Source organism: Ruegeria sp. CI5, from assembly GCF_056536885.1.
Genome location: NZ_JBQFQN010000001.1, coordinates 1156661 through 1176005, shown reverse-complemented (window position 1 = coordinate 1176005; position 19345 = coordinate 1156661). Strand labels below are relative to the sequence as shown.

At 54.3% G+C, this 19345-nt stretch carries 16 protein-coding genes and 1 pseudogene; 12 read left to right on the top strand and 5 right to left on the bottom strand.

Annotated elements, in window-relative coordinates:
* Window position 1: 1 nt before the first annotated feature.
* Window positions 2-1102, bottom strand: a complete 1101-nt coding sequence (locus ACR0BA_RS05825) for an ABC transporter ATP-binding protein (RefSeq protein ID WP_237216008.1) — start codon at window positions 1100-1102, stop codon at window positions 2-4.
* Window positions 1103-1255: 153 nt separating this feature from the next.
* Here ACR0BA_RS05825 and ACR0BA_RS05820 point away from each other — a divergent pair, with 153 nt between their 5' ends.
* Entirely contained in the window at window positions 1256-2023 is a 768-nt protein-coding gene (locus ACR0BA_RS05820; RefSeq protein WP_093962973.1) for a helix-turn-helix transcriptional regulator, read from the top strand.
* Window positions 2024-2259: 236 nt separating this feature from the next.
* Entirely contained in the window at window positions 2260-2463 is a 204-nt protein-coding gene (locus ACR0BA_RS05815; protein WP_058283652.1) for a hypothetical protein, read from the top strand.
* A 446-nt stretch (window positions 2464-2909) separates the two neighbouring features.
* Here the strand turns inward: ACR0BA_RS05815 and ACR0BA_RS05810 are convergent, their stop codons facing one another.
* From ACR0BA_RS05810 to ACR0BA_RS05800, 3 genes are all read right to left on the bottom strand, one after another.
* On the bottom strand, window positions 2910-3446 hold the full coding sequence (locus ACR0BA_RS05810) for a hypothetical protein (RefSeq protein WP_480726884.1): 537 nt from the start codon (window positions 3444-3446) through the stop codon (window positions 2910-2912).
* Entirely contained in the window at window positions 3430-4200 is a 771-nt protein-coding gene (locus ACR0BA_RS05805) for a hypothetical protein (protein ID WP_480726883.1), read from the bottom strand. Before ACR0BA_RS05805 ends, ACR0BA_RS05810 begins: the two co-directional genes overlap by 17 nt.
* A gap of 73 nt (window positions 4201-4273) precedes the next feature.
* The gene (locus ACR0BA_RS05800; RefSeq protein ID WP_170357387.1) at window positions 4274-4789 is read right to left on the bottom strand and encodes a DUF805 domain-containing protein; all 516 of its coding nucleotides are present in this window, start codon (window positions 4787-4789) and stop codon (window positions 4274-4276) included.
* Window positions 4790-5169: 380 nt separating this feature from the next.
* On the opposite strand from ACR0BA_RS05800, the gene ACR0BA_RS05795 reads away from it, so the two are divergent.
* From ACR0BA_RS05795 to ACR0BA_RS05780, 4 genes and pseudogenes are all read left to right on the top strand, one after another.
* Complete coding sequence (locus ACR0BA_RS05795; RefSeq protein ID WP_170343556.1) at window positions 5170-5469, top strand: hypothetical protein; 300 nt, start codon at window positions 5170-5172, stop codon at window positions 5467-5469.
* Between the two features lie 124 nt (window positions 5470-5593).
* Window positions 5594-7132: a ShlB/FhaC/HecB family hemolysin secretion/activation protein gene (locus tag ACR0BA_RS05790; RefSeq protein ID WP_480726882.1), complete on the top strand. Its 1539-nt coding sequence runs from the start codon at window positions 5594-5596 to the stop codon at window positions 7130-7132.
* Window positions 7133-8599: 1467 nt separating this feature from the next.
* Window positions 8600-9307 (top strand): annotated as a pseudogene (locus ACR0BA_RS05785) (IS6 family transposase).
* A 185-nt stretch (window positions 9308-9492) separates the two neighbouring features.
* Complete coding sequence (locus ACR0BA_RS05780; protein WP_480726880.1) at window positions 9493-10248, top strand: N-acyl homoserine lactonase family protein; 756 nt, start codon at window positions 9493-9495, stop codon at window positions 10246-10248.
* 49 nt (window positions 10249-10297) lie between these two features.
* Here the strand turns inward: ACR0BA_RS05780 and ACR0BA_RS05775 are convergent, their stop codons facing one another.
* Entirely contained in the window at window positions 10298-11026 is a 729-nt protein-coding gene (locus tag ACR0BA_RS05775) for an SDR family NAD(P)-dependent oxidoreductase (RefSeq protein WP_170357411.1), read from the bottom strand.
* A 578-nt stretch (window positions 11027-11604) separates the two neighbouring features.
* Here ACR0BA_RS05775 and ACR0BA_RS05770 point away from each other — a divergent pair.
* The 6 genes from ACR0BA_RS05770 to ACR0BA_RS05745 all read left to right on the top strand — a co-directional run bounded on the left by ACR0BA_RS05770 (window position 11605) and on the right by ACR0BA_RS05745 (window position 19152).
* Entirely contained in the window at window positions 11605-11985 is a 381-nt protein-coding gene (locus ACR0BA_RS05770; RefSeq protein WP_480726878.1) for an HNH endonuclease, read from the top strand.
* Window positions 11986-12403: 418 nt separating this feature from the next.
* Complete coding sequence (locus tag ACR0BA_RS05765; RefSeq protein WP_170357425.1) at window positions 12404-13978, top strand: ABC transporter substrate-binding protein; 1575 nt, start codon at window positions 12404-12406, stop codon at window positions 13976-13978.
* A gap of 55 nt (window positions 13979-14033) precedes the next feature.
* Window positions 14034-15587, top strand: coding sequence for an ABC transporter substrate-binding protein (locus tag ACR0BA_RS05760; RefSeq protein WP_480726877.1), 1554 nt, complete (start codon window positions 14034-14036; stop codon window positions 15585-15587).
* Window positions 15588-16556, top strand: a complete 969-nt coding sequence (locus ACR0BA_RS05755; protein ID WP_170357427.1) for an ABC transporter permease — start codon at window positions 15588-15590, stop codon at window positions 16554-16556. It abuts the gene before it with no gap.
* Window positions 16553-17467 carry an ABC transporter permease gene (locus ACR0BA_RS05750; protein ID WP_170339892.1) on the top strand — a complete coding sequence of 305 codons (915 nt, stop codon included), beginning with the start codon at window positions 16553-16555 and terminating at the stop codon, window positions 17465-17467. The genes ACR0BA_RS05755 and ACR0BA_RS05750 overlap by 4 nt, the downstream gene beginning before the upstream one ends.
* Window positions 17464-19152 (top strand): ABC transporter ATP-binding protein, encoded by a 1689-nt coding sequence (locus ACR0BA_RS05745; protein WP_170419501.1) that lies wholly within the window; start codon window positions 17464-17466, stop codon window positions 19150-19152. The genes ACR0BA_RS05750 and ACR0BA_RS05745 overlap by 4 nt, the downstream gene beginning before the upstream one ends.
* The last annotated feature ends 193 nt before the right edge of the window (window positions 19153-19345 follow it).

Sequence of the window (19345 nt, the reverse complement as noted above, 5' to 3'; positions counted from 1 at the left end):
GTTATTTTTCCAGGATCAGCAGTGCGCCTTCGCCCCATGAAACAAAGGCCTGCTCTCCTGCATTGAACGTCCCCTCGTTCAATTCCGCTTGCCTTGGCACAAGTACATGGAAATCACCCAGTGCTTCGTTGCGCGCAAGGTATTCTGTGTGCTCCCCAAGGAAGATCCGATTTTGAATGGTAACTGGCAGAGCGATTTCAGCTGTGGGTAGCGCGCGGGTCAGCGTGATCTGTTCAGGACGGATACTAACGCACACTTCCTGCCCTGCATCTATTGGAATCTCCGGAGTTCCGTGCACCTTTTGGCCACTCGCTAAACGCACAGTGATTTGGTCGGCTGCTGAGTCAGTCACAGTTGCATCAAAGAAATTTGAGGTGCCTACAAATCCAGCCACGTAGCGGCTGCGGGGCATGTCATAGAGTTCGCGTGGGCTGCCAACCTGCACAATACTGCCGCCTTCCATCACACAAATTCGGTCGGACATTGAAAGCGCTTCTTCTTGGTCGTGCGTGACGAGGACAAAAGTTATCCCTAGTTGTCGTTGCAGGTTCTGCAGTTCAAACTGCATTTCTTTTCGAAGCTTTCGATCCAGAGCAGCCATTGGTTCATCAAGCAGCAAAAGCTTGGGCTCGTTTACGATCGCACGCGCCAAAGCGACGCGTTGCTGCTGACCACCAGACATCTCCCAGATGCGACGTGGGCCAAACCCACCAAGACGGACAGTTTCCAGCGCTTGCTCAACCTTTGTCGCGATTGTTTGTTTGTCTACGCGTGGTCGTTGTTGGCGCAGGCCGTACGCGATGTTGTCGAACACGCTTAGGTGAGGAAAAAGAGCATAGTGCTGAAACACCATGTTGACTGGGCGATGGTGCGCATCCAAGTCGTTGACGACTTCTCCATCGAGCAACACCTGACCTTCGGTTGGCTTCTCGAAACCTGCCAACATTCTAAGCGCAGTGGTTTTGCCGCAACCAGATGGGCCTAAGAACGACAGGAACTCTCCTTTCCCAATGGAAAGATTCAGGTCTTTGGCGGCGACCACATTCCCGAAGGTCTTGGTCACTCCTCGGAGTTCCGCAATCGTCTGCATGGTGACGCTCATGTCAAAGCTCATATACTGCCGTTTTCCTTTTGCTTGATTTTTTGGCATTTGTTGGCATACCACTCAAACAAGGAAAAAGTAACAATAACGCGGAATAACTGTATATACCACAATTGGGGTATAGAGGTGCTTTTCGAAAATCTGGAGCGGCGTGTGTACGATTGGATGGAAGAGGCCGGCAGGGTCGTGGAGAAGATCGGAACCCCAGAATTTCCATGTGCTTTGGCAGATGGCTTACGGCAGGTCGCACCATTTGATTTTACGGTGGTGTTTGGCCATGTTGGAACCGAAGCACCAATAGACCTTCACGACGATTTCCCCAAAAGCAAACGGCGTATTTTTGTTGAGGATTACCAAGCCGGGCCCTACGTACTTGATCCATTTTTTTTGGCCGCGACAAAACCAATAACACCGGGTCTGTACCGCATGCGCGATATCGCACCGGACAGGTTCTATCAGGGCGAATACTATCGCAGCTATTACAAAAGGACTGGGTTAGCAGAGGAGATTGGCTACTTTATCGATATCCCAGGCGCTGGGATGGTTGTGGTCTCGCTCATGCGAGCAGAGAAGCCTTTTTCCGCCAAGGAAATTCGTCATTTGCACGCTCTATGGCCGCTCGTTCGGGCAGCCTGTTGCAAACATTGGAGTGACTTTCCAACGATGGCCCGCGGCGCCGCAGCGAATGGCGTTAGTCGTCGCGTTGATCTAGCATTCCAGGCATTTGGCGATGGCGTTCTGACGCCACGAGAACGAGAAGTCGTTGAGTTCACATTGAAGGGCCATTCGGCAGAAGCTGTTGGCACAATTCTCGGCATCTCTCCAGGCACAGTCCGCATCCACAGACGCAACATTTACGCGAAACTTAGGATCAACTCGCAGGGTGAGCTTTTTTCAAAGTTCATTGAAAAGGCGCTTTAAAAGGTTCCTTGAACACCCACTTTATCCGTTTTGCCGACCTTGCTACCTTGTGACCCGGAAAACACCAAACATTTGGACGGCACTGTCTGATAGCCAAGGAACGCAAAGGGAGAGGGTTGGGACGCCCGGGACCCATGTTGGGCTAAATTAATACCCGAAAACGCTTTCGGGCCATTGTCTATCTAACCGGATCAGCCGTTTTAAAAATGGCGTCAAGATACGAAAGGCAAAATTTCATGGACGCACCAGTTATCCAGTTGATTTTTATGCTCATCTTGCTGGTTGTCGTGATCTGGCTTTATATCCTGCCGATCACGATGGCAGGGCGGCGCAACCGATCCGGTTTGATCTGGTTCCTGATCGGTCTGGTTGGATCACCTCTTTTGGCTATTCTTTTGCTGCTGGCTCTAGGTGACGCACCCGAACAACCAACAACCTAATTTTGGGACGATACCATCTGACACTCAAAAGGGCTTAACCGGAAGGTATCTGGACGCTCGTGAGCCATAACGTCCTGCTCAGCATGCAATAAGGGTGCCAATTGAGACACTATACTTCCGGAAGTGAAGACAACAAATCCTTCTCACTCTCCACAACCGTGTACTGTAAACTTAAGGTCGGCCGATTTGATTGGAGAACCACAGACCGCTTCGTCCGCAATTCAGTCATTGAGCGTAGGTGAGCGAACGTCTGCCTTGAGCCCGAAGCGGACATTCGTAAAAAGATTTTGCAATTCCGAGACTGGGTGTAGGTGCGTTTAAACTTCTACATGTATAAGATTGATTTTATAAATTAATATGCTGAAACTTCGCCCAAAGTTTGCATGCTACAGAGAACCCATCGAACAAACAGGCTCTCAGGCTTCTATACGGTGCCCAATTGCAGTTTACTCCCAATCACCAGCAGACGAGCGCCACGTTTTAGCGTCCGCGTCCCAAACACTGGCCGTAACGCAAGGCGTTGGGTTTATTCCGTCGCAATCGGATCCATGAATACCTGCCACAACAACGCGTTGGCGCCCAAAATCAACGACTGTCCAGCCTTGATTAAGCAAGGAGTGCACCTCTTCACCAACCCAAAAATGCGACATGCATCCGCCAGTTCCGCAATAAAGAGATGCGGCGCTTGAACACGCGAAATCAGACTCATTCAGAACCCAGTCGCGTCGTAGATCTCCGTCGAGATCGACCCTCTCAACCGCACCCCAGTCTAAGTGAAACTGACCGTCGTTGAACTCCGCGCAGGCCTGTGCCGCCAGATCAACCTTCGCCTGCAAACCGGGCGGAAGTTGCGATACATCAGCCGCGACAGCTGGTGAGTTCCATACTAGACCAGAGACCAGCACAAACCTGGAAACTAAACCTTTCAATTGACGCACTATTTGGGAAGCTGTTTGGAAGGTGGCATCAATTGCACTGATCATATCTGTAGTCCCCGTATTCCAGCCAGTTTACCGAGCCTTCGCTAAAAATCAGAAACTCGGACCTGTCTTCCCCAAGCAGGGCGACGACAAATCCGGCGGGCGGCTCATAGTTTCCGAAGTAACTGTAGGCCGTCATGGCTCTGATCGACTCGCCGTTGACCGTTACTCGCGCGTCCCACTCCCCCTCTGGATTGTCCAGAATTACATATTCGATTTGGCGTTTTTTCGCTCCGCCACCACAATAGACGATGCCTTCGGGTGCTTCGTAGGAGGTCCCTTGGCTAGCATCTGAGTCGCAGGCGGAACGAAGGGACCGAATTGCCGTGCCGGAACCCTTCAAGTCAAAGATTCCGTAGCTGACATCTTGATCAATCATCGACAGATTAACCGATGCATTGGCCGCAAGCTGGTCCAGTACAAAACCATAGTCCTCTTGACTATTGAAACTGACCTCGACGGGATAGTTGTCGACGATCTGCACGGCAGCGTTTTCTGCGCCAACCTGAAATGCCCCAACCTCGGTAGTGCCGTTCTTCAAAAAACGAATGGAAAGCCCTTGCTTCTCCACAATGTCCTGGCTGTCCTCATATCCAGCTGGAGCGAAGCGGATACGGTTACACTGAAGTTCCAGGGTCATGTTTCCGGTTTGATTAAATGCATTGGGACTAGGCCCGGAGTTGAACGACCACTCCGCTGATGCTGTGGTCGCTCCTGCCATCAGTAGCATTCCAATGGAAATGGTTTTGAAGCTCATTTTTTCTCTCCATTGAGTTACGGTTCGCACTGTCATTCAGCAGAAATTCCGGCCCGTTGCCCGGACAACCAGGTCAGGAAACAGGCTCGCCGTATTCGTTTGCGCCTTCTTCCGAAGGGCGCGTCAACCACCAGATCATCAGAATGGACAGAACCAATTGAAGAATTGAGACAACAACAATACCGGTCACGCCCAGGACGGCCGCAGGTCCTCGCAATGCATCGGGGTTTTCCGTCCCTTGCTCCAATACCGAAAAGAACGCCACCCCACCCAGCATAACAAAGAGCGTTGTAATGCTGAGCGCCATCGGCAGCAGCAAATACCAGCCAGGTCGTCCTGTATCATGCAGCCTTCGCCAACCGGCGGCCAGCATAGGTATGAGAACAGCCAGTTGGAAAACAGAGGACAGGACCCGAGATCCCTGGCCTGTTTCGGGGTTGGTCCCGAATATGATCGTATCCAGCACAGCTAAAGCGGCACTCACGAGAACCACAAACAAGAAGAACCACCAGTATTCTGAGCGTATAGCCCGACCGGAGAACTGGAAGTATTTCGAGAAACACGTCTTAACGGCTTCACCAAATCCCATCTTTCAATCCCTTCATTGTTTTTGTGCGGCCTCAAATCGCTTCGCCGCTCAGGGGAACACACTCTTAGCTCCCAGTTACTTTTTTGTTTGAACGCAGAGGCCTATCGTACGAGAGCGTAGAGAAATTTACGCGCGGAAAAAATATTGATTTATTAAAAATTAGATTCAAACATGCGAATCGACACAACTTTATTTTACCTCCGTTGTTGTCGGCCCCGGCAATCAACTCGATTTCGTTCCCCCGACCAATCCGTTGGCGACAAATCTTTGAGATAGGTAAGCACCGGATCGAGCTGTGCTCAATTGGCTGAGTAGAAGCGGACGCTTCAAAAAGGAGCATCCAATTTCACTAGATTCGATGGACCCTGATGGAGAAGAAAATGACCAAAAAGACAGTGATGATTGCAGGCACAACTTTGTTTGCATTGCTTGCGGCATGTGACGAAACGAGTACGTCTAGCGCGTCCGCCGAACTCACACCCGCTCAGCAGGCGTGTTTGCGAGATGTAGCCAAAACAACGAACAATTCGCAAGTCGTTGTGCTCTCATCCGCGTTTAGCGAAGCTGGAACACAAGTCACTGTCGGTGTTGGTGAGGACCGTGCTCCTTGGAATTGCATTGCTTACAGTGATGGCGCGACAGCTGGTATCGAGTTCCTGGGCGACGAAGGCGCACTGTAATCTGGTCGCTGTGTATCTCGAAAGCACCAGTCGTGATCAAATTTGAGTACCGGTAAGCTCAGACATTCAAACCTCGTAATAGGATTGGGTTTTAACATGCTCAATCATGCTAAGGTTGTAGAAAATGCCCGTAACCAACTCGGTTGTAATTGCGATCATTTGCACTTTTTTGGCTATTGTATCAGTCCCAAAATACAGCATGGCCCAAACTTGGGACATCGCATCCCAGCACTCTGTCAGTGGCGTAACGGTGTATGATACCGATGAGCTGTTAACGTTTGCCGGTCAGTTGGCCTTTGACCGGTCGGGGCGCATCACAGCGGCGGATGTCGCATCAACGATTACGCAGATCTACCGAGAAGACGGTTACTTCTTGGCTGAGGCCTGGCCTGGACCCGATGGGCAGAGCATAGTTGTGGATGAAGGACGCATTCAAACCATCGAAATTGAAGGGGTAGATACGCGCACGTTCCAAACCTTGGAAAAGATCTTTCGCCCAATCACCACCGCATACCCGATAACTCTCAAACAATTTGAGCGGGCAGTTATGCTCGCCGAGGACATACCCGACTTGGACGTGTCGACCGAACTTGATTACCCGGATCAGGCTGGTGCTCGGCTGAGAGTATTGGGAGAGCCACTGCGAAAACAAGCCGGTAGTGCGACACTCGACAACCCTCCGCGTGAGCTGGGAGAAGCGCTCAGCTTCTATGTAGTGCAAGAGTTTTATTCGACGCTGACTGTCGGGGATTTGCTGCGATTTGAGGGGTCTGGCAACTACAATTGGGACAAAGACGACGAACACTCTTTGTGGGGCGCTGTTACCTATCGCACGCCGCTAAACAGCGATGGTCTATACGGTGAGGTTTTCTACGGAAACATAAATGCAAAACGTGACCTCTCGGGGGAGTTTGCAAGAACAGATGTTGATGGCGAGAACTTCACCGTCGCGTTGGGCTACCCCGTGATCCGCGATGTGGCCCGTTATGGATATCTTCTGCTGGATTATCGCCTTTCCGAGGCGGACTCAGTCAGTGGCGGCGTGCCATTATCCAGTGACGCAGGTGTCGTCGGCCTAACGTATCTCTATGGGCAAAACTATCCAAAAGGGCAAACTCTGGAGGCTGGGTTAACTTTATCGTTTGGCAACAATAATACGACGGACGCGAATTTTGACGACGGCGACTCCTCGTTCTGGCATCTACGGGGCGGCATTGGATACGAAAGCCCGCTAACGAGCTTGTCGCCCAACACAGCTTGGCGCACTGAGATCTGGGGCCAGTTCACAACCGACCGGCTGCCCTCGGTAGAGGAGTACTTCCTTGGTGATCGTTATGCTTTGCGCGGATATCGTTTTGACGAGGTAGATGGTGATTCCGGGATCTCCGCGATTTTCGAAGTGTCTCATTCCTACTTCCCTAGGTCCCAGAGCATACATCGCTTAACACCCTTTGCTTTTTTCGACGTGGGGTACATCTCGAACAATGACCCTGCGAGTTTTGAAGTTGAAAGTGCTACACTGGCATCGACAGGTCTGGGTTTGGACATTGAGTTTAAGCAAAACCTATTCTTGTCCGGATATGTCGGTGTTCCTTTGAGGGACGGTCCTTTGACCGACTCTGGCGATCCTGGCGCGTATCTTGCTCTGACAACAAGTTGGTGAGGATGTTATGAAACGGAACCGCATTGCTTTACTTTCCGCAGCTTGTTTGATTGCTGGACTGGCCGCTACGCAGGTCTTTGCCCGCGGAAATCACTACGGGTGGTGTCGAGGTGTAGGGAACCCACACCAGTCCGGCCAAGGATGCGGGCAGACCGGTGGGCAAGGGCCAGGCAATCAAATTACCGGCCCAACGCAGCCGGTGGCAAATCAGTTGCCACCTCGAGGAACGCCGCAAACGCCCACGTCCGTTACTGTTCCAGTCCTTGCGCCGGGCGCGGTCCCGAACGCAATTCCCGGTCGGGTTCCTATCGCAACTCCGATAGCTGTGCCCGGTCAAGTTCCAACACCCGTCGTAGCGCCGACCCTAGCTCCTCCATTGGTGCCAAACCCGACGCCAAACCGGGTTCCGACAGCCGTTCCCAATCAGGTTCCGCCGTTAGCTACCGGACCGACTGCCGTGCCGCCGCAAGTTCCGACTGCGACTCCCAATCAAGTTCCGATAGCTGTCCCAGGCCAGGTTCCGCCTCAACCAACCGGCCCAACAGCGGTGCCGCCACTTGTGCCCATCGCAACACCAAACCAAATACCGGTCGCAGTTCCTGGTCAGGTCCCACCTCAGCCCACCGGTCAAACTGCTGTGCCACCGCTCGTCCCGACTGCAACACCAACCCAGATTCCGGTCGCAGTGCCCGGCCGTGTTCCGCAACCCAGCGGCACTACAGCGACACCACCGCTTGTCCCAACCGCAACCCCCAATCAGGTTCCCACGGCGGTTCCTGGTCAGGTTCCACAGTTGACACCAAAACCTACGGCAACTCACGTGGCAGTCCCAGGGCATCCGAAACCACAAGGCGTCGTGACAATCATGCGCCCTAAGCCGAGGCCGACAACCGGTACTGTCCAGCAACCTGGCACAACACAAGTGACCCACCATTTAACCCACCAAAGCAATGCGAAGAAACACGATCACGTCGCAGCAACACCTGGGCGGCATGATCCGCACGACCTACCAAGGTTCCGCAACGAGGCGGCCAAGCAAGACTGGGAATGCGTTGCCAGCGGATTTGGACAGCGCCGTTATGATGCTGGGCGAGGCGTGTTGCTGAACAACGGAGCGTTGCGGCACCTCGGAAACGTGGACGCAATGGCACGCGATGTACCGGCACGACATCCAAAACACTCTGGATGCATTATTTCGGTTAAACGAAAGCAGCGCTGAAGCTCACTTGGTGGGTTTTGCTCGGACAATGAGATTAATCGACCAAAAGTTCCTCAATTGTCATCTGGATAATTGGATTTCGTATTGCCTTATTCCCTGGCGATTACGTTGGCCGACGTAGCCCGACAATGCTCCACACCTAAATTTACTTCAAATAGGCCAACAATCTATACTGCCGCACTTCTACGAAGGGTCTTGTCAGAAGAACTTGTCTTGAGGCAGGCAGGACGGTTGCGTAGCTTTTGCCCATGACCAAACCTGCCTCTTTCAAGTACTTCAAAACCAGTCCCGAGGTCATCCGCCTTGCGGTGATGCTGTACATCCGTTTCCCGCTCTCGCTTCGAAATGTCGAAGATCTGTTGCACGAGCGAGGCATCGACGTGAGCCACGAAACCGTCCGATATTGGTGGAACAGGTTTGGCCCTATGTTTGCTGCTGAAATCCGAAGAAAGCGTGTTCAGCACCTGCGCGCGTTCTCCAAATGGAAGTGGCACGTGGACGAGGTTTTTGTGAAGGTGAATGGCAAGAGACACTAACTCTGGCGGGCCGTCGATCATGAGGGCGAAGTGCTGGAAGCAATCGTTACCAAACGCCGAAACAAGCAGGCGGCATTGAAATTCCTCAGGAAATTGATGAAGCGGCACGGTAAAGCGGAAAACGTCGTCACGGATCGCTTCGCCTCATACAGAGCCGCGCTCAGAGAGCTGGGCGCGCTCCAAACGCAAAAGACGGGAAGGTGGCTCAACAACCGCGTCGAGAACTCGCACCTGCCGTTTCGACGACGCGAACGCGCGATGCAACGATTCAGGCGCATGCGAAGTTTGCAGAAATTCGCCTCCGTCCATTCCTCGGTCCACAACCACTTCAACCAGGAAAGATCGCTCACCAGCCGGGAAACCTTCAAGCTGACACGCACCGCCGCTCTTAGCGAGTGGCGTCAGCTTTGTTCCGAATAGGTTCGCGGTTTCCGCAGTATACTGAGACTGGTTCGAATTAGTCTGACAGCACCGCCACCCAGTCCCGCCTTTCTCCGCAGCACTGCTGGGCTGGGTCATATCTAGTATAGTGTGCAGTGTGACGACGGACTCCTTGACTTTCACACTCTACTCAAAATCCTTGCAGTCAATGAGGGAGAGAGTTTGTGCAAGCTGAGGGATTTGTCAAAGGGCGGCCGATCGACCTGGCAGTTTTGGACTACGGGCTGTTCAAGGTTCATTCCACGGGTCGCATCATTGGGATCTGCGGCTTTCTGATCCGGACGGATCTGGGAGAAGCCATACTCATCGACACCGGGTTTCCCGAAAAATATGCGACCGATACCGAAGCCGCGGTCAAAGAAGATCTTTTGTACGAGTTTGGCGAAGTCCTAAAATGTGAACCGGAAAATCTGCCACGCGCGCAACTGGCAAAGCTCGGTCTCATTCCATCAGACATTACGTTGCAGATTTGTACCCACACTCATATCGACCATATCGGGGGATTGGGCGACTTTCCGAGCACTCCGATACTGATCTCTTCCGTGGAGCGGGCTCTGCCTCGTCCATTGTATTGGGGCGGTGTGCAGCCTTTGGAGTGGCCCGATCGGGATTACCTCTTGGTTGATGGCGACGTAGAGATTGGACCAGGTATTCTGGTAATGGCGGCACCCGGTCATGCACCAGGCCAGATCGCCCTGATGGTCGATCTTCCCTCGGGTCCGGTTTTGCTCACCAGTGACGCGATATCCCGACCGTCAGAAATCGATGAGAAATTTGCAGGGTCATGGGACGAAGAAGCCGCGATTGCCAGCGCAGACAGGTTGATGCGTCTAGCATCCGAGCGAAACGCCTTTGTGATCTATGGGCATTGTCCAAATCAATGGCCAGTTCTGAAGAAAGCACCAGAGGTCTACCGTTGACCCCAACCGGTGGTCCACCTTTCCCGAAATCGATTGATCTTCCTGAAAACTACCTGACGTCCCGCCCTTGATTCAGAATGATTACATTTCCGCTGGAAACGTCACCGGCCGGTGAAATGAGAAAACTGACCCAAGAGGCGACTTGCTCGGGCTGCATCGCATGACCATGCGGCATGGCGCCAACGGCTTTCTCCAAGACTTCCTCAGACAAGACATTGAACAAGGGCGTCTCGGTCATGGCTGGCGCCAGCGAGTTCACACAGATTTTTTCCTTTGCGTATCGACGGGCTAGGTCTTTCGTAAGGGTATCCATCGCCGCCTTTGATGCCCGGTAGTGCGGAGGGTCAAATACATCGAAATTGTAAGCTCCGTTTGATGAGATATTCACAATCTTTTTGACGCCCTCGCGTTCCAACATCAATCGGACAGCCTGCTGGCAACAATGGAACGCAGAGTTGAAATTGATTGCCATCTGCCTTTCCAGTTCCTCGGGCGGTATATGCGGGAAGTCGGACATGAAGCAGGTGCCAGCGTTGTTTACCAAAGCATCGAGGCCGCCATAAGCTGACTTTATGCCATCAAACGTCTGCGCGATTGCAACTGGATCCGTCAAGTCAACGCAGAATTGTGTGAAATTTGAACCTAACTCTGCCGCCAGTTCATCCAAGCCCTCCTCGTTGAGGTCCAGTCCAAGGACGTGGAACTCACATGTCCGCAATTGGCGGCAGATAGCCTGTCCCATCCCCCCCGCGGCACCAGTCACAACGGCTGTTTTCATAGTAACTCCTCGAACCCTGGCGAAACAGTGGATATCTTGAACTACAGAAGGAAACCCGCAACGCAGGTTTCTGCAAGTATGGATAGTCAATCTCGCAAATATTCAGCGTGCGTCCGGGTTGGGCTCAGAGTTGGACCTTGCGATGTCATTCTTCCGCGCTTTGTTGCCGTATGTGCCTTTCGACGTTGCAACTGAAACAAATGGCAGCATGGTCCGCAAAGCAGACGTTCAAGCAAGTTGCAGCGAATGACCGGTTTGAGCCCCATTCTGACCAATGCTGCAGGTGGAACGAACGACTAGAATACCGACCTCGCGGACATTCCGGAAAGTCAGTCGATTGCCCGCAATGGTTTCTTTGATTGCCTTTGCGAACACCAAGCCAAACCAACTCCTGGTTGACAGCCGTCGAGATAGTGTTCAATCTGCAGAAGCGGAATGCCACTCGGATAGGGGGCTTGCCAATTTGGCCTTGTCCGTGGGGAGGAACTAGGGTGCTGATCCAATTAAGGCAGTGCCCGTGAAGCGCAAATCCGTCTTCACACCCGGTTCTCGATTTGTGTCGAAACCAGTGGTGTTAAATGCCAAAAACAATTGCAAAGTTGAGAAACAAGAAATATGCGAGGCAAGGCGGTCGTTGCTTCTATTGTAACCAACCGATGTGGTCCGGATCGTCGAGGCGCTTCCAAATGACCTATTCGATTTCCGAATCTCATGCGCGCTGGTTTCAATGCACGGCAGAGCACTTGTTGGCAGCGTCTGAAGGTGGGCCTTTGTCGCCAGACAACATCGTTGCCGCCTGCAAGTTCTGCAACTGGACGCGCCATAAGTCGAAGCGGCCACTATCACCTGCAGTCTACAAGAGACGGGTGCTTCGCCGATTGGAGTTGGGAAAATGGAACCGGTTACTTTTCTCGGCCACAACGCTCGGAAACACTGAAAGCAGACGTTGCAAAAAGTAGCCTTAACGTCGGCAATGTGCGCATTGCGAATGAGCGAAAGCACCTCGGGAGGATTGGAAATCTGGCGGCGGGTCTAAGACAGCGTGGCGATCGCTTCTGAAAGCGAACAATTGTCCAGTTTGTGAGCAGCACAGTTCCCGTCAGCGCTATCTGGATTTACTTGTCGGAGCATGAAGCTTGATGATTGCGGTTTGTGTTCCTCTCGTCTGAGTAATAGACACTTGATGCGGTGTTTTTGGGGAGAGTGGCTGCCCCCCTGAAGTCCCGTGTCGCTTGTGTTTAGCAAATCAAAACCGAGTTGAACGATTGACATGCATTCGCAGTTGGTATGCTATCCGCAGCCATAACGTTAACAGAAATTTGCGACACGGTATCGTGAATTCAATGCAGTTAAACGACTGCAATATGGGAGAAAATAATGAAAAATCCAATACTCGTACTGACGCTTTTGATGACGACGACGTCTTTAGCCAGTGCCGAAACTCTGCGTTGGGCGCGCTCGGGGGATGCGCTGACGCTTGACCCGCATTCGCAGAACGAAGGGCCAACGCATACCGTGCGCCACCAGATGTATGAACCTCTGATCATTCGGGATACGAGCGGCGCTTTCGAGCCTGCGCTGGCGACCGATTGGGCCCCCAGCGAGAGTGATCCGAATGTCTGGGTGTTCAATCTGCGTCAGGGCGTGAAATTCCACGACGGCGCCGATTTCACTGCAGAAGACGTGGTGTTCAGCATCAACCGTGCGAAGCAGCCGAACTCGGACATGAAAGAACTGATCAATTCGATTGTCGAGGTGCGCGCTGTCGACGACCACACGATCGAGATCGAGACGGACGGTCCGAACCCCATTCTGCCTGCGAACCTCACCGACCTGTTCATCATGGACAAGGGCTGGACCGAGGCGAATAACGCGGTCAACGTTCAGGACTTTGAAGGCGGTGAGATCACCTTTGCGACCGTCAATGTGAATGGAACCGGCCCCTACAAACTGGTCAGCCGCGAACCAGACGTCAAAACGGTGATGGAGCGGAACGAAGATTATTGGGGGCGTGATCAGTTCCCGATGGCGATCAGCGAAATCATCTATACCCCGATCCAGAATGACGCGACCCGCGTTGCGGCGATGCTGTCGGGCGAGGTGAACTTCCTTCAGGATATGCCGGTGCAGGACCTGGACCGGGTGAATGCCGTCGACGGTTTGGTCGTCAAACAAGCGCCGCAAAACCGGGTGATCTTCTTTGGCATGAACCAGGGCGCGGATGACATCGAGGCGGATAACGTCGATGGCAAGAACCCACTTGCCGACGTCCGCGTTCGTCGGGCCATGTCCAAAGCGATCAATCGAGATGCCATCCAACAGGTGGTCATGCGCGGTCAGTCGCAACCTGCCGGGATGATCGCCCCGCCGTTCGTGAACGGCTGGACTGCCGAGATGGACAGTGAAAGCAGCACGGATGTTGAAGGTGCAAAGGCGCTTTTGGCCGAAGCGGGTTATCCGGACGGTTTCTCGATCCGGCTGGATTGTCCCAACGACCGTTACATCAACGATGAAGGTATCTGTCAGGCCGCTGTCGGGATGTTGGGTCAGATTGGTATAACAGTGAATCTGGATGCCAAACCGAAGGCGCAGCACTTCCCGCTGATCACGGACGGAAAGACCGATTTCTACATGCTGGGCTGGGGCGTTCCGACGTATGACTCGGAATACATCTTCAACTTCCTGGTCCATGGTCGTGAAAGCGACATCGGGACGTGGAACGGCACCGGGTATGACAATGATGAGTTGGATGCCAAGATCAAGTCGCTGGCCTCGAACACGGATCTCGTCGCGCGAGATCAAGCGATCGCCGAGATCTGGCGCGTGGTGCAGGATGAACAGCTGTATATTCCGATCCACCATCAAGTGTTGAACTGGGGTATGGCTGAAAACCTGGACATCAACGTTGATCCCGAAGATCAGCCTATGGTCAAGCATTTTGGCCTGAAGTAAGAAACGTGGCCGGGCCTCGGGATGCGAGGCCCGCCACCAAAGAGTGGGAGCTATCATGAAACGTCTGACCACTGCCGCGCTATTCTGCGCGCTTGCCTTGCCCGTCGCAGGCGAAGAGTTCACGTTTGCCGTTACAACGGACCCGCAAACAATGGATCCTCATGCTGTCAACTCTGCCCCGGTTCTAGGTTTCTTGAATAACGTCTACGAAGGGCTTGTGCGCAGGGGCAAGGACATGACCATTGAACCGGCGCTGGCCACGAGTTGGGAGACCATCGGGGATGGAGCCGGATGGCGGTTCAAACTGCGCGAGGGCGTAACGTTTCATGATGGTTCTGAATTCAATGCGGATGACGTGATCTTCTCGTACCAGCGGGCGTCTGACGAAAATTCGGACACCCGCAGCTGGTTCGCGCCCGTCAGCGAGGTGGTGAAAGTTGACGACTATACCGTCGATGTCATGACCACTGCGCCGAACCCGATTTTCCCGGACAGCATTGCCAACTGGATGATCATGGATAGCGGCTGGGCCGAGGCAAACGACGCAGCACTCCCTGACAAAGAATCGGGCAACTATGCGACCCTGAACGCCAATGGCACCGGTGCTTTCCGAGTCACCGCGCGAGAGCCGGGCCTGCGCACTGTTCTGGAGCCGTTCGACGGCTGGTGGGACACAGCAGAACACAACCTGACCCGCGCTGAATTGGTGCCAATCCAAAACCCGGCAACCGCTCTGGCGGCTTTGTTGTCCGGAGATGTCGACTTCATCAACCCGGTCCCAATTCAGGATGTGGCTCGGTTGCAAGGCAGTCCGGATGTGAAGGTCATTCAGGGCGTCGAAGCGCGCGTGATCATGCTGGGGTTTGATCAGCAGGAAGGCTCGAGCGAAGCCGGGCAGGGTGGCTCGGACCTTTTCCGGGATGTGCGCGTCCGCGAGGCGGTAGCAAAGGCAGTCAACGTTCCAGCCATCCTGCAAACCATCATGCGCGGCAATGCTGAGGTGGCGAGCCAGTTGGTCAGTCCCGCGATGCGTGGCTATTCGGCTGCGAATGCGGACCCCTATGGCTACGATCCCGAGGGTGCCAAAGCTTTGCTGTCCGAGGCTGGCGCTGAGGGGGCTGAGATCAGCTTTAAATGCCCCAACAATCGCTACCTGAACGACGAAGCCGTTTGCCAGGCGATCACCGCCATGCTGTCTCAGGCCGGGCTGAACGTGACGCTCGATGCGATGCCGGTTCAGAACTACTGGCCTGAACTGCGGGCCGACAACTTTGATATGTATCTGTTGGGTTGGTCACCCGGTACGTTCGATGCCGAGCATCCCGTGCGTTTCCTCGCTTCGACCCCAAATGAGGAAAAGAAGTTGGGTTCGTGGAACTTTGGCGGCTATTCGAACGCTCGCGTGGATGAATTGCTGCCGCTGATCCAGTCCGAGATTGACGAACCCACACGTCAGGCAATGCTGGACGAGGTGGCAGGTATCCTGCACGATGAGGTGGCCTATGTACCGCTTTACGTTCAACCGCTGGTCTGGGGCGCGCGCAGCAATATCGAGCTGACACAACGGCCCGACAACTTCTTCCTTCTGCGCTGGGTAACGGTCAACTAAATGCTGTCATACATTATCAGGCGTGTGGCTCAGTCGGCGCTGGTTCTGTTCGTCGTGGGCCTGGTCGCCTTTTCCATGTTCCGCTTTGTCGGAGATCCGATCGACAACATGCTGGGGCAAGAGCGGACCATGGAAGATGTGGAACGTCTGCGGTCGCAGTTGGGGCTCGATCAGCCGTTTCCGGTGCAATATGTGAAGTTTTTGCAGGAAGCGGTACAGGGCAATTTCGGCGTCAGCTTCCGTCAAGGGCGTCCGGTCGCGGAAATCCTGGCCGAACGCGCTCCGGCAACGTTGGAACTGGCGCTGGTCTCAGCCGTATTTGCCATAGTCTTGGGCATCGCGCTGGGTGTGTTCACCGCAATCCGGCGAGACGGGTTTGCAGCGAATTTCATCATGTCAGCCTCTCTGATCGGGGTGTCCCTGCCGACGTTCCTGATCGGGATCCTGTTGATTTACATCTTCTCGGTCGAACTTGGCTGGCTGCCCAGTTTTGGACGCGGAGAAGTCGTGGATCTGGGCTGGTGGAACACCGGCTTGCTGACAAGCAGCGGACTCAAGGCGCTGATCCTGCCCGCGATTACACTGGGTCTATACCAGATGACCCTCATCATGCGGCTGGTGCGCTCCGAGATGCTGGAAGTACTCCGGCAAGACTATATCCGCTTTGCCCGCGCCCGTGGGCTGAGTGACCGGACCATCAATTTCCGCCATGCGCTGAAGAATACCATGGTCCCGGTCATCACGATTATCGGCCTGCAACTGGGGGCCATCATCGCCTTTGCCATCATCACCGAGACGGTGTTTCAGTGGCCGGGCCTGGGCCTTCTGTTCATCAATGCAATCCAATTCGTGGATATCCCTGTCATGGCAGCATACCTGATGATGATCTCGGTCATCTTTGTCACCATCAACCTTGCGGTCGATATCCTTTACGCCTTCATCGACCCGCGCCTGAGGGTCAGCGCATGAGTCGTGTGAAACGCATTCTGGATAGCGACCAGTTCTACGCCTTCCGCCGCTCGCCTGTCGCCATGGTGTCGGCGACGGTGGCATTGATCCTGATCCTGGCCACGATCCTCGCACCACTGATTGCGCCGACAAACCCGTTTGACCCGGCCAGCCTGAACCTGATGAACGGCTTCACCCCGCCGATGGAACCCAATGCCTTTACAGGCGAAACCTTCCTGATGGGCACAGACGATCAGGGGCGCGATGTGTTCTCGACCATCCTCTACGGAATGCGGATCTCGCTATTCGTTGGGGTAGCGGCCGTTCTGTTCGCGATGGTTCTGGGGATCATTCTGGGCCTGCTATCGGGCTATTTTGGCGGTTGGACCGAAACCATCATCATGCGCACGGCGGATGTGCAGCTGACTTTCCCCTCGATCCTTCTGGCCATGCTGATCTTTGGGATCGCCAAAGGCATTACCCCGGTGGAGTATCGCGATCAGATGGCGATCTGGGTGCTGATCCTGGCCATTGGCCTGTCCGATTGGGTGCAGTTTGCTCGGGTGGTCCGGGGCGCAACGCTGGTTGAGAAGAACAAAGATTACGTCGCCGCCGCTCGCATCATCGGGCAAAGCCCGCTGACCATCATGCTGCGCCATATCCTGCCCAACGTGCTGTCACCGGTGCTGGTGATCGCGACGATCTCATTGGCGCTGGCGATCATTGCCGAGGCGACGCTCAGTTTTCTTGGCGTTGGCGCGCCACCGACACAGCCCTCGCTGGGGACGCTGATCCGCATCGGACAGGGATTCCTGTTCTCGGGTGAGTGGTGGATCCTGTTCTTCCCGGCCTGCACCCTGCTGGCACTGGCGCTGAGTGTGAACCTGCTGGGCGACTGGCTGCGTGACGTTCTGAACCCGAGGCTGAAATGACCGATCCCGTTCTTTCGATCCGCAACCTGACAGTGGAAATCCCGACACGCCACGGCATCTTCAAGCCGGTCGAGCATGTGACCTACGACCTGCATCCTGGCGAGATCCGGGGCGTTGTCGGCGAAAGCGGTGCCGGCAAGTCCATGACCGGCAACGCCGTGATCGGCCTTCTGGATCCCCCGGCTCATGTCTCCGAAGGTGAGGTCTGGCTGAACGGTCGTCGGATTGACGAATTGGACGCCGAGGACAAACGCCGAATCCGGGGCAAAGAGATCGGGATGATCTTTCAGGACCCGCTAACCTCGCTGAACCCGTTGTTCACAGTGGGTGAGCAATTGGTCGAGACGATCCAGCTTCACCTCGGCCTGTCCGCTTCCGAGGCCAAAAAGCGCGCCATTGCGCTGCTGGATCGCGTGTCTATCCCGGACCCGGCGGACCGTTTCAACCAGTATCCGCACCAGTTTTCTGGCGGGATGCGTCAGCGTGTGGTAATCGCGCTTGCACTCTGTACCGAGCCCAGTGTTCTGATCGCGGACGAACCCACAACGGCCTTGGATGTATCTGTCCAAGCGCAGGTGCTGGATCTGATCAAGGAACTGGCGAAGGAGCGTCAGGTCGGCGTGATCCTCGTTACCCACGATATGGGCGTTATCGCCGACACCACGGACTCGGTAACCGTGATGTATTCCGGTCATGTGGTTGAAAGCGGAACGACCGATCAGATCCTCGGTGCACCGAAACATGAGTATACCAAATCTCTGATTGCCGCCGTGCCGCGCCCGCACACCAAAGTCGAGCGTTTCCCAGTGGTCAATTATGGCGAGCGGGAAAGAACCTTCAAGATCGACGATCTGGCGGCCCATTGGGAAAAGACCGATCTGTCCAAATCCGGCAAACTGCTGGAAATCGAAAGCATTACTAAGACGTTCCTGCAAAAGGGCGGGCTACTGCCATCGCAACGCAAGTATTTCACTGCCGTCGATCAAGTGAGTTTCGACATTCGAGACGGTGAGGTTTTCGGCCTTGTCGGCGAAAGTGGCTCTGGCAAGTCTACAGTCGCCCGGATGATTGGAACACTCTATCCCGTGGACGGTGGGCGGGTTCTCTTTGATGGTGAAGACGTCACAGTCATGGAGGCAGAGGCCCTGCAAGCCTACCGCCGCCAGATCCAGATGATCTTTCAAGACCCGTTCTCCAGCCTTAATCCTCGCATGAGGGTCGGGGACCTCGTGGCCGAGCCCATCCATCATCACAAAATCCTGCCCAAGCCCGCTATTGAACCGCGCGTGCGCGAATTGCTTGACTGGGTTGGCCTAGCCAAGGACGCGTGGCGCAAGTATCCACACGAGTTTTCCGGTGGGCAGCGTCAGCGCATTTGTATTGCTCGCGCCCTCGCAACTCAGCCCCGTTTTCTGATCTGCGATGAGCCGACCAGCGCCCTGGACGTGTCCATTCAGGCGCAAATTCTGAACATTCTCAAAGACCTGCAGGAGCATCTGGGCCTGACTATGCTCTTTATCAGCCATGATCTCCCGGTCGTACGTCAGATGTGTGACCGGGTGGGCGTGATGCGACATGGGAAGCTGCTTGAAGTTCAGGAGACGGACGCGTTGTTCGAAGCTCCAGAGCATCCGTATACGCGGGAACTGTTGGATTTGATGCCACGGCTAAAGCAATTGGCATAACCTTAGCGGTTTGGTCTTGCATCTGTTTTTCCAGAAGAAGTTGTTTGAGAGGCGCACGCGCAAGCGATCAACGGTAGTTTGAACTCAAACACCGACTTGAATTGGCTCCATCGCAAAGCGTCTGGTACTTGTTGTCGACCCATTTTCGGACCCAGACGAAGCCGAATGAAATGCAATCTCGGTCAATGAGGTC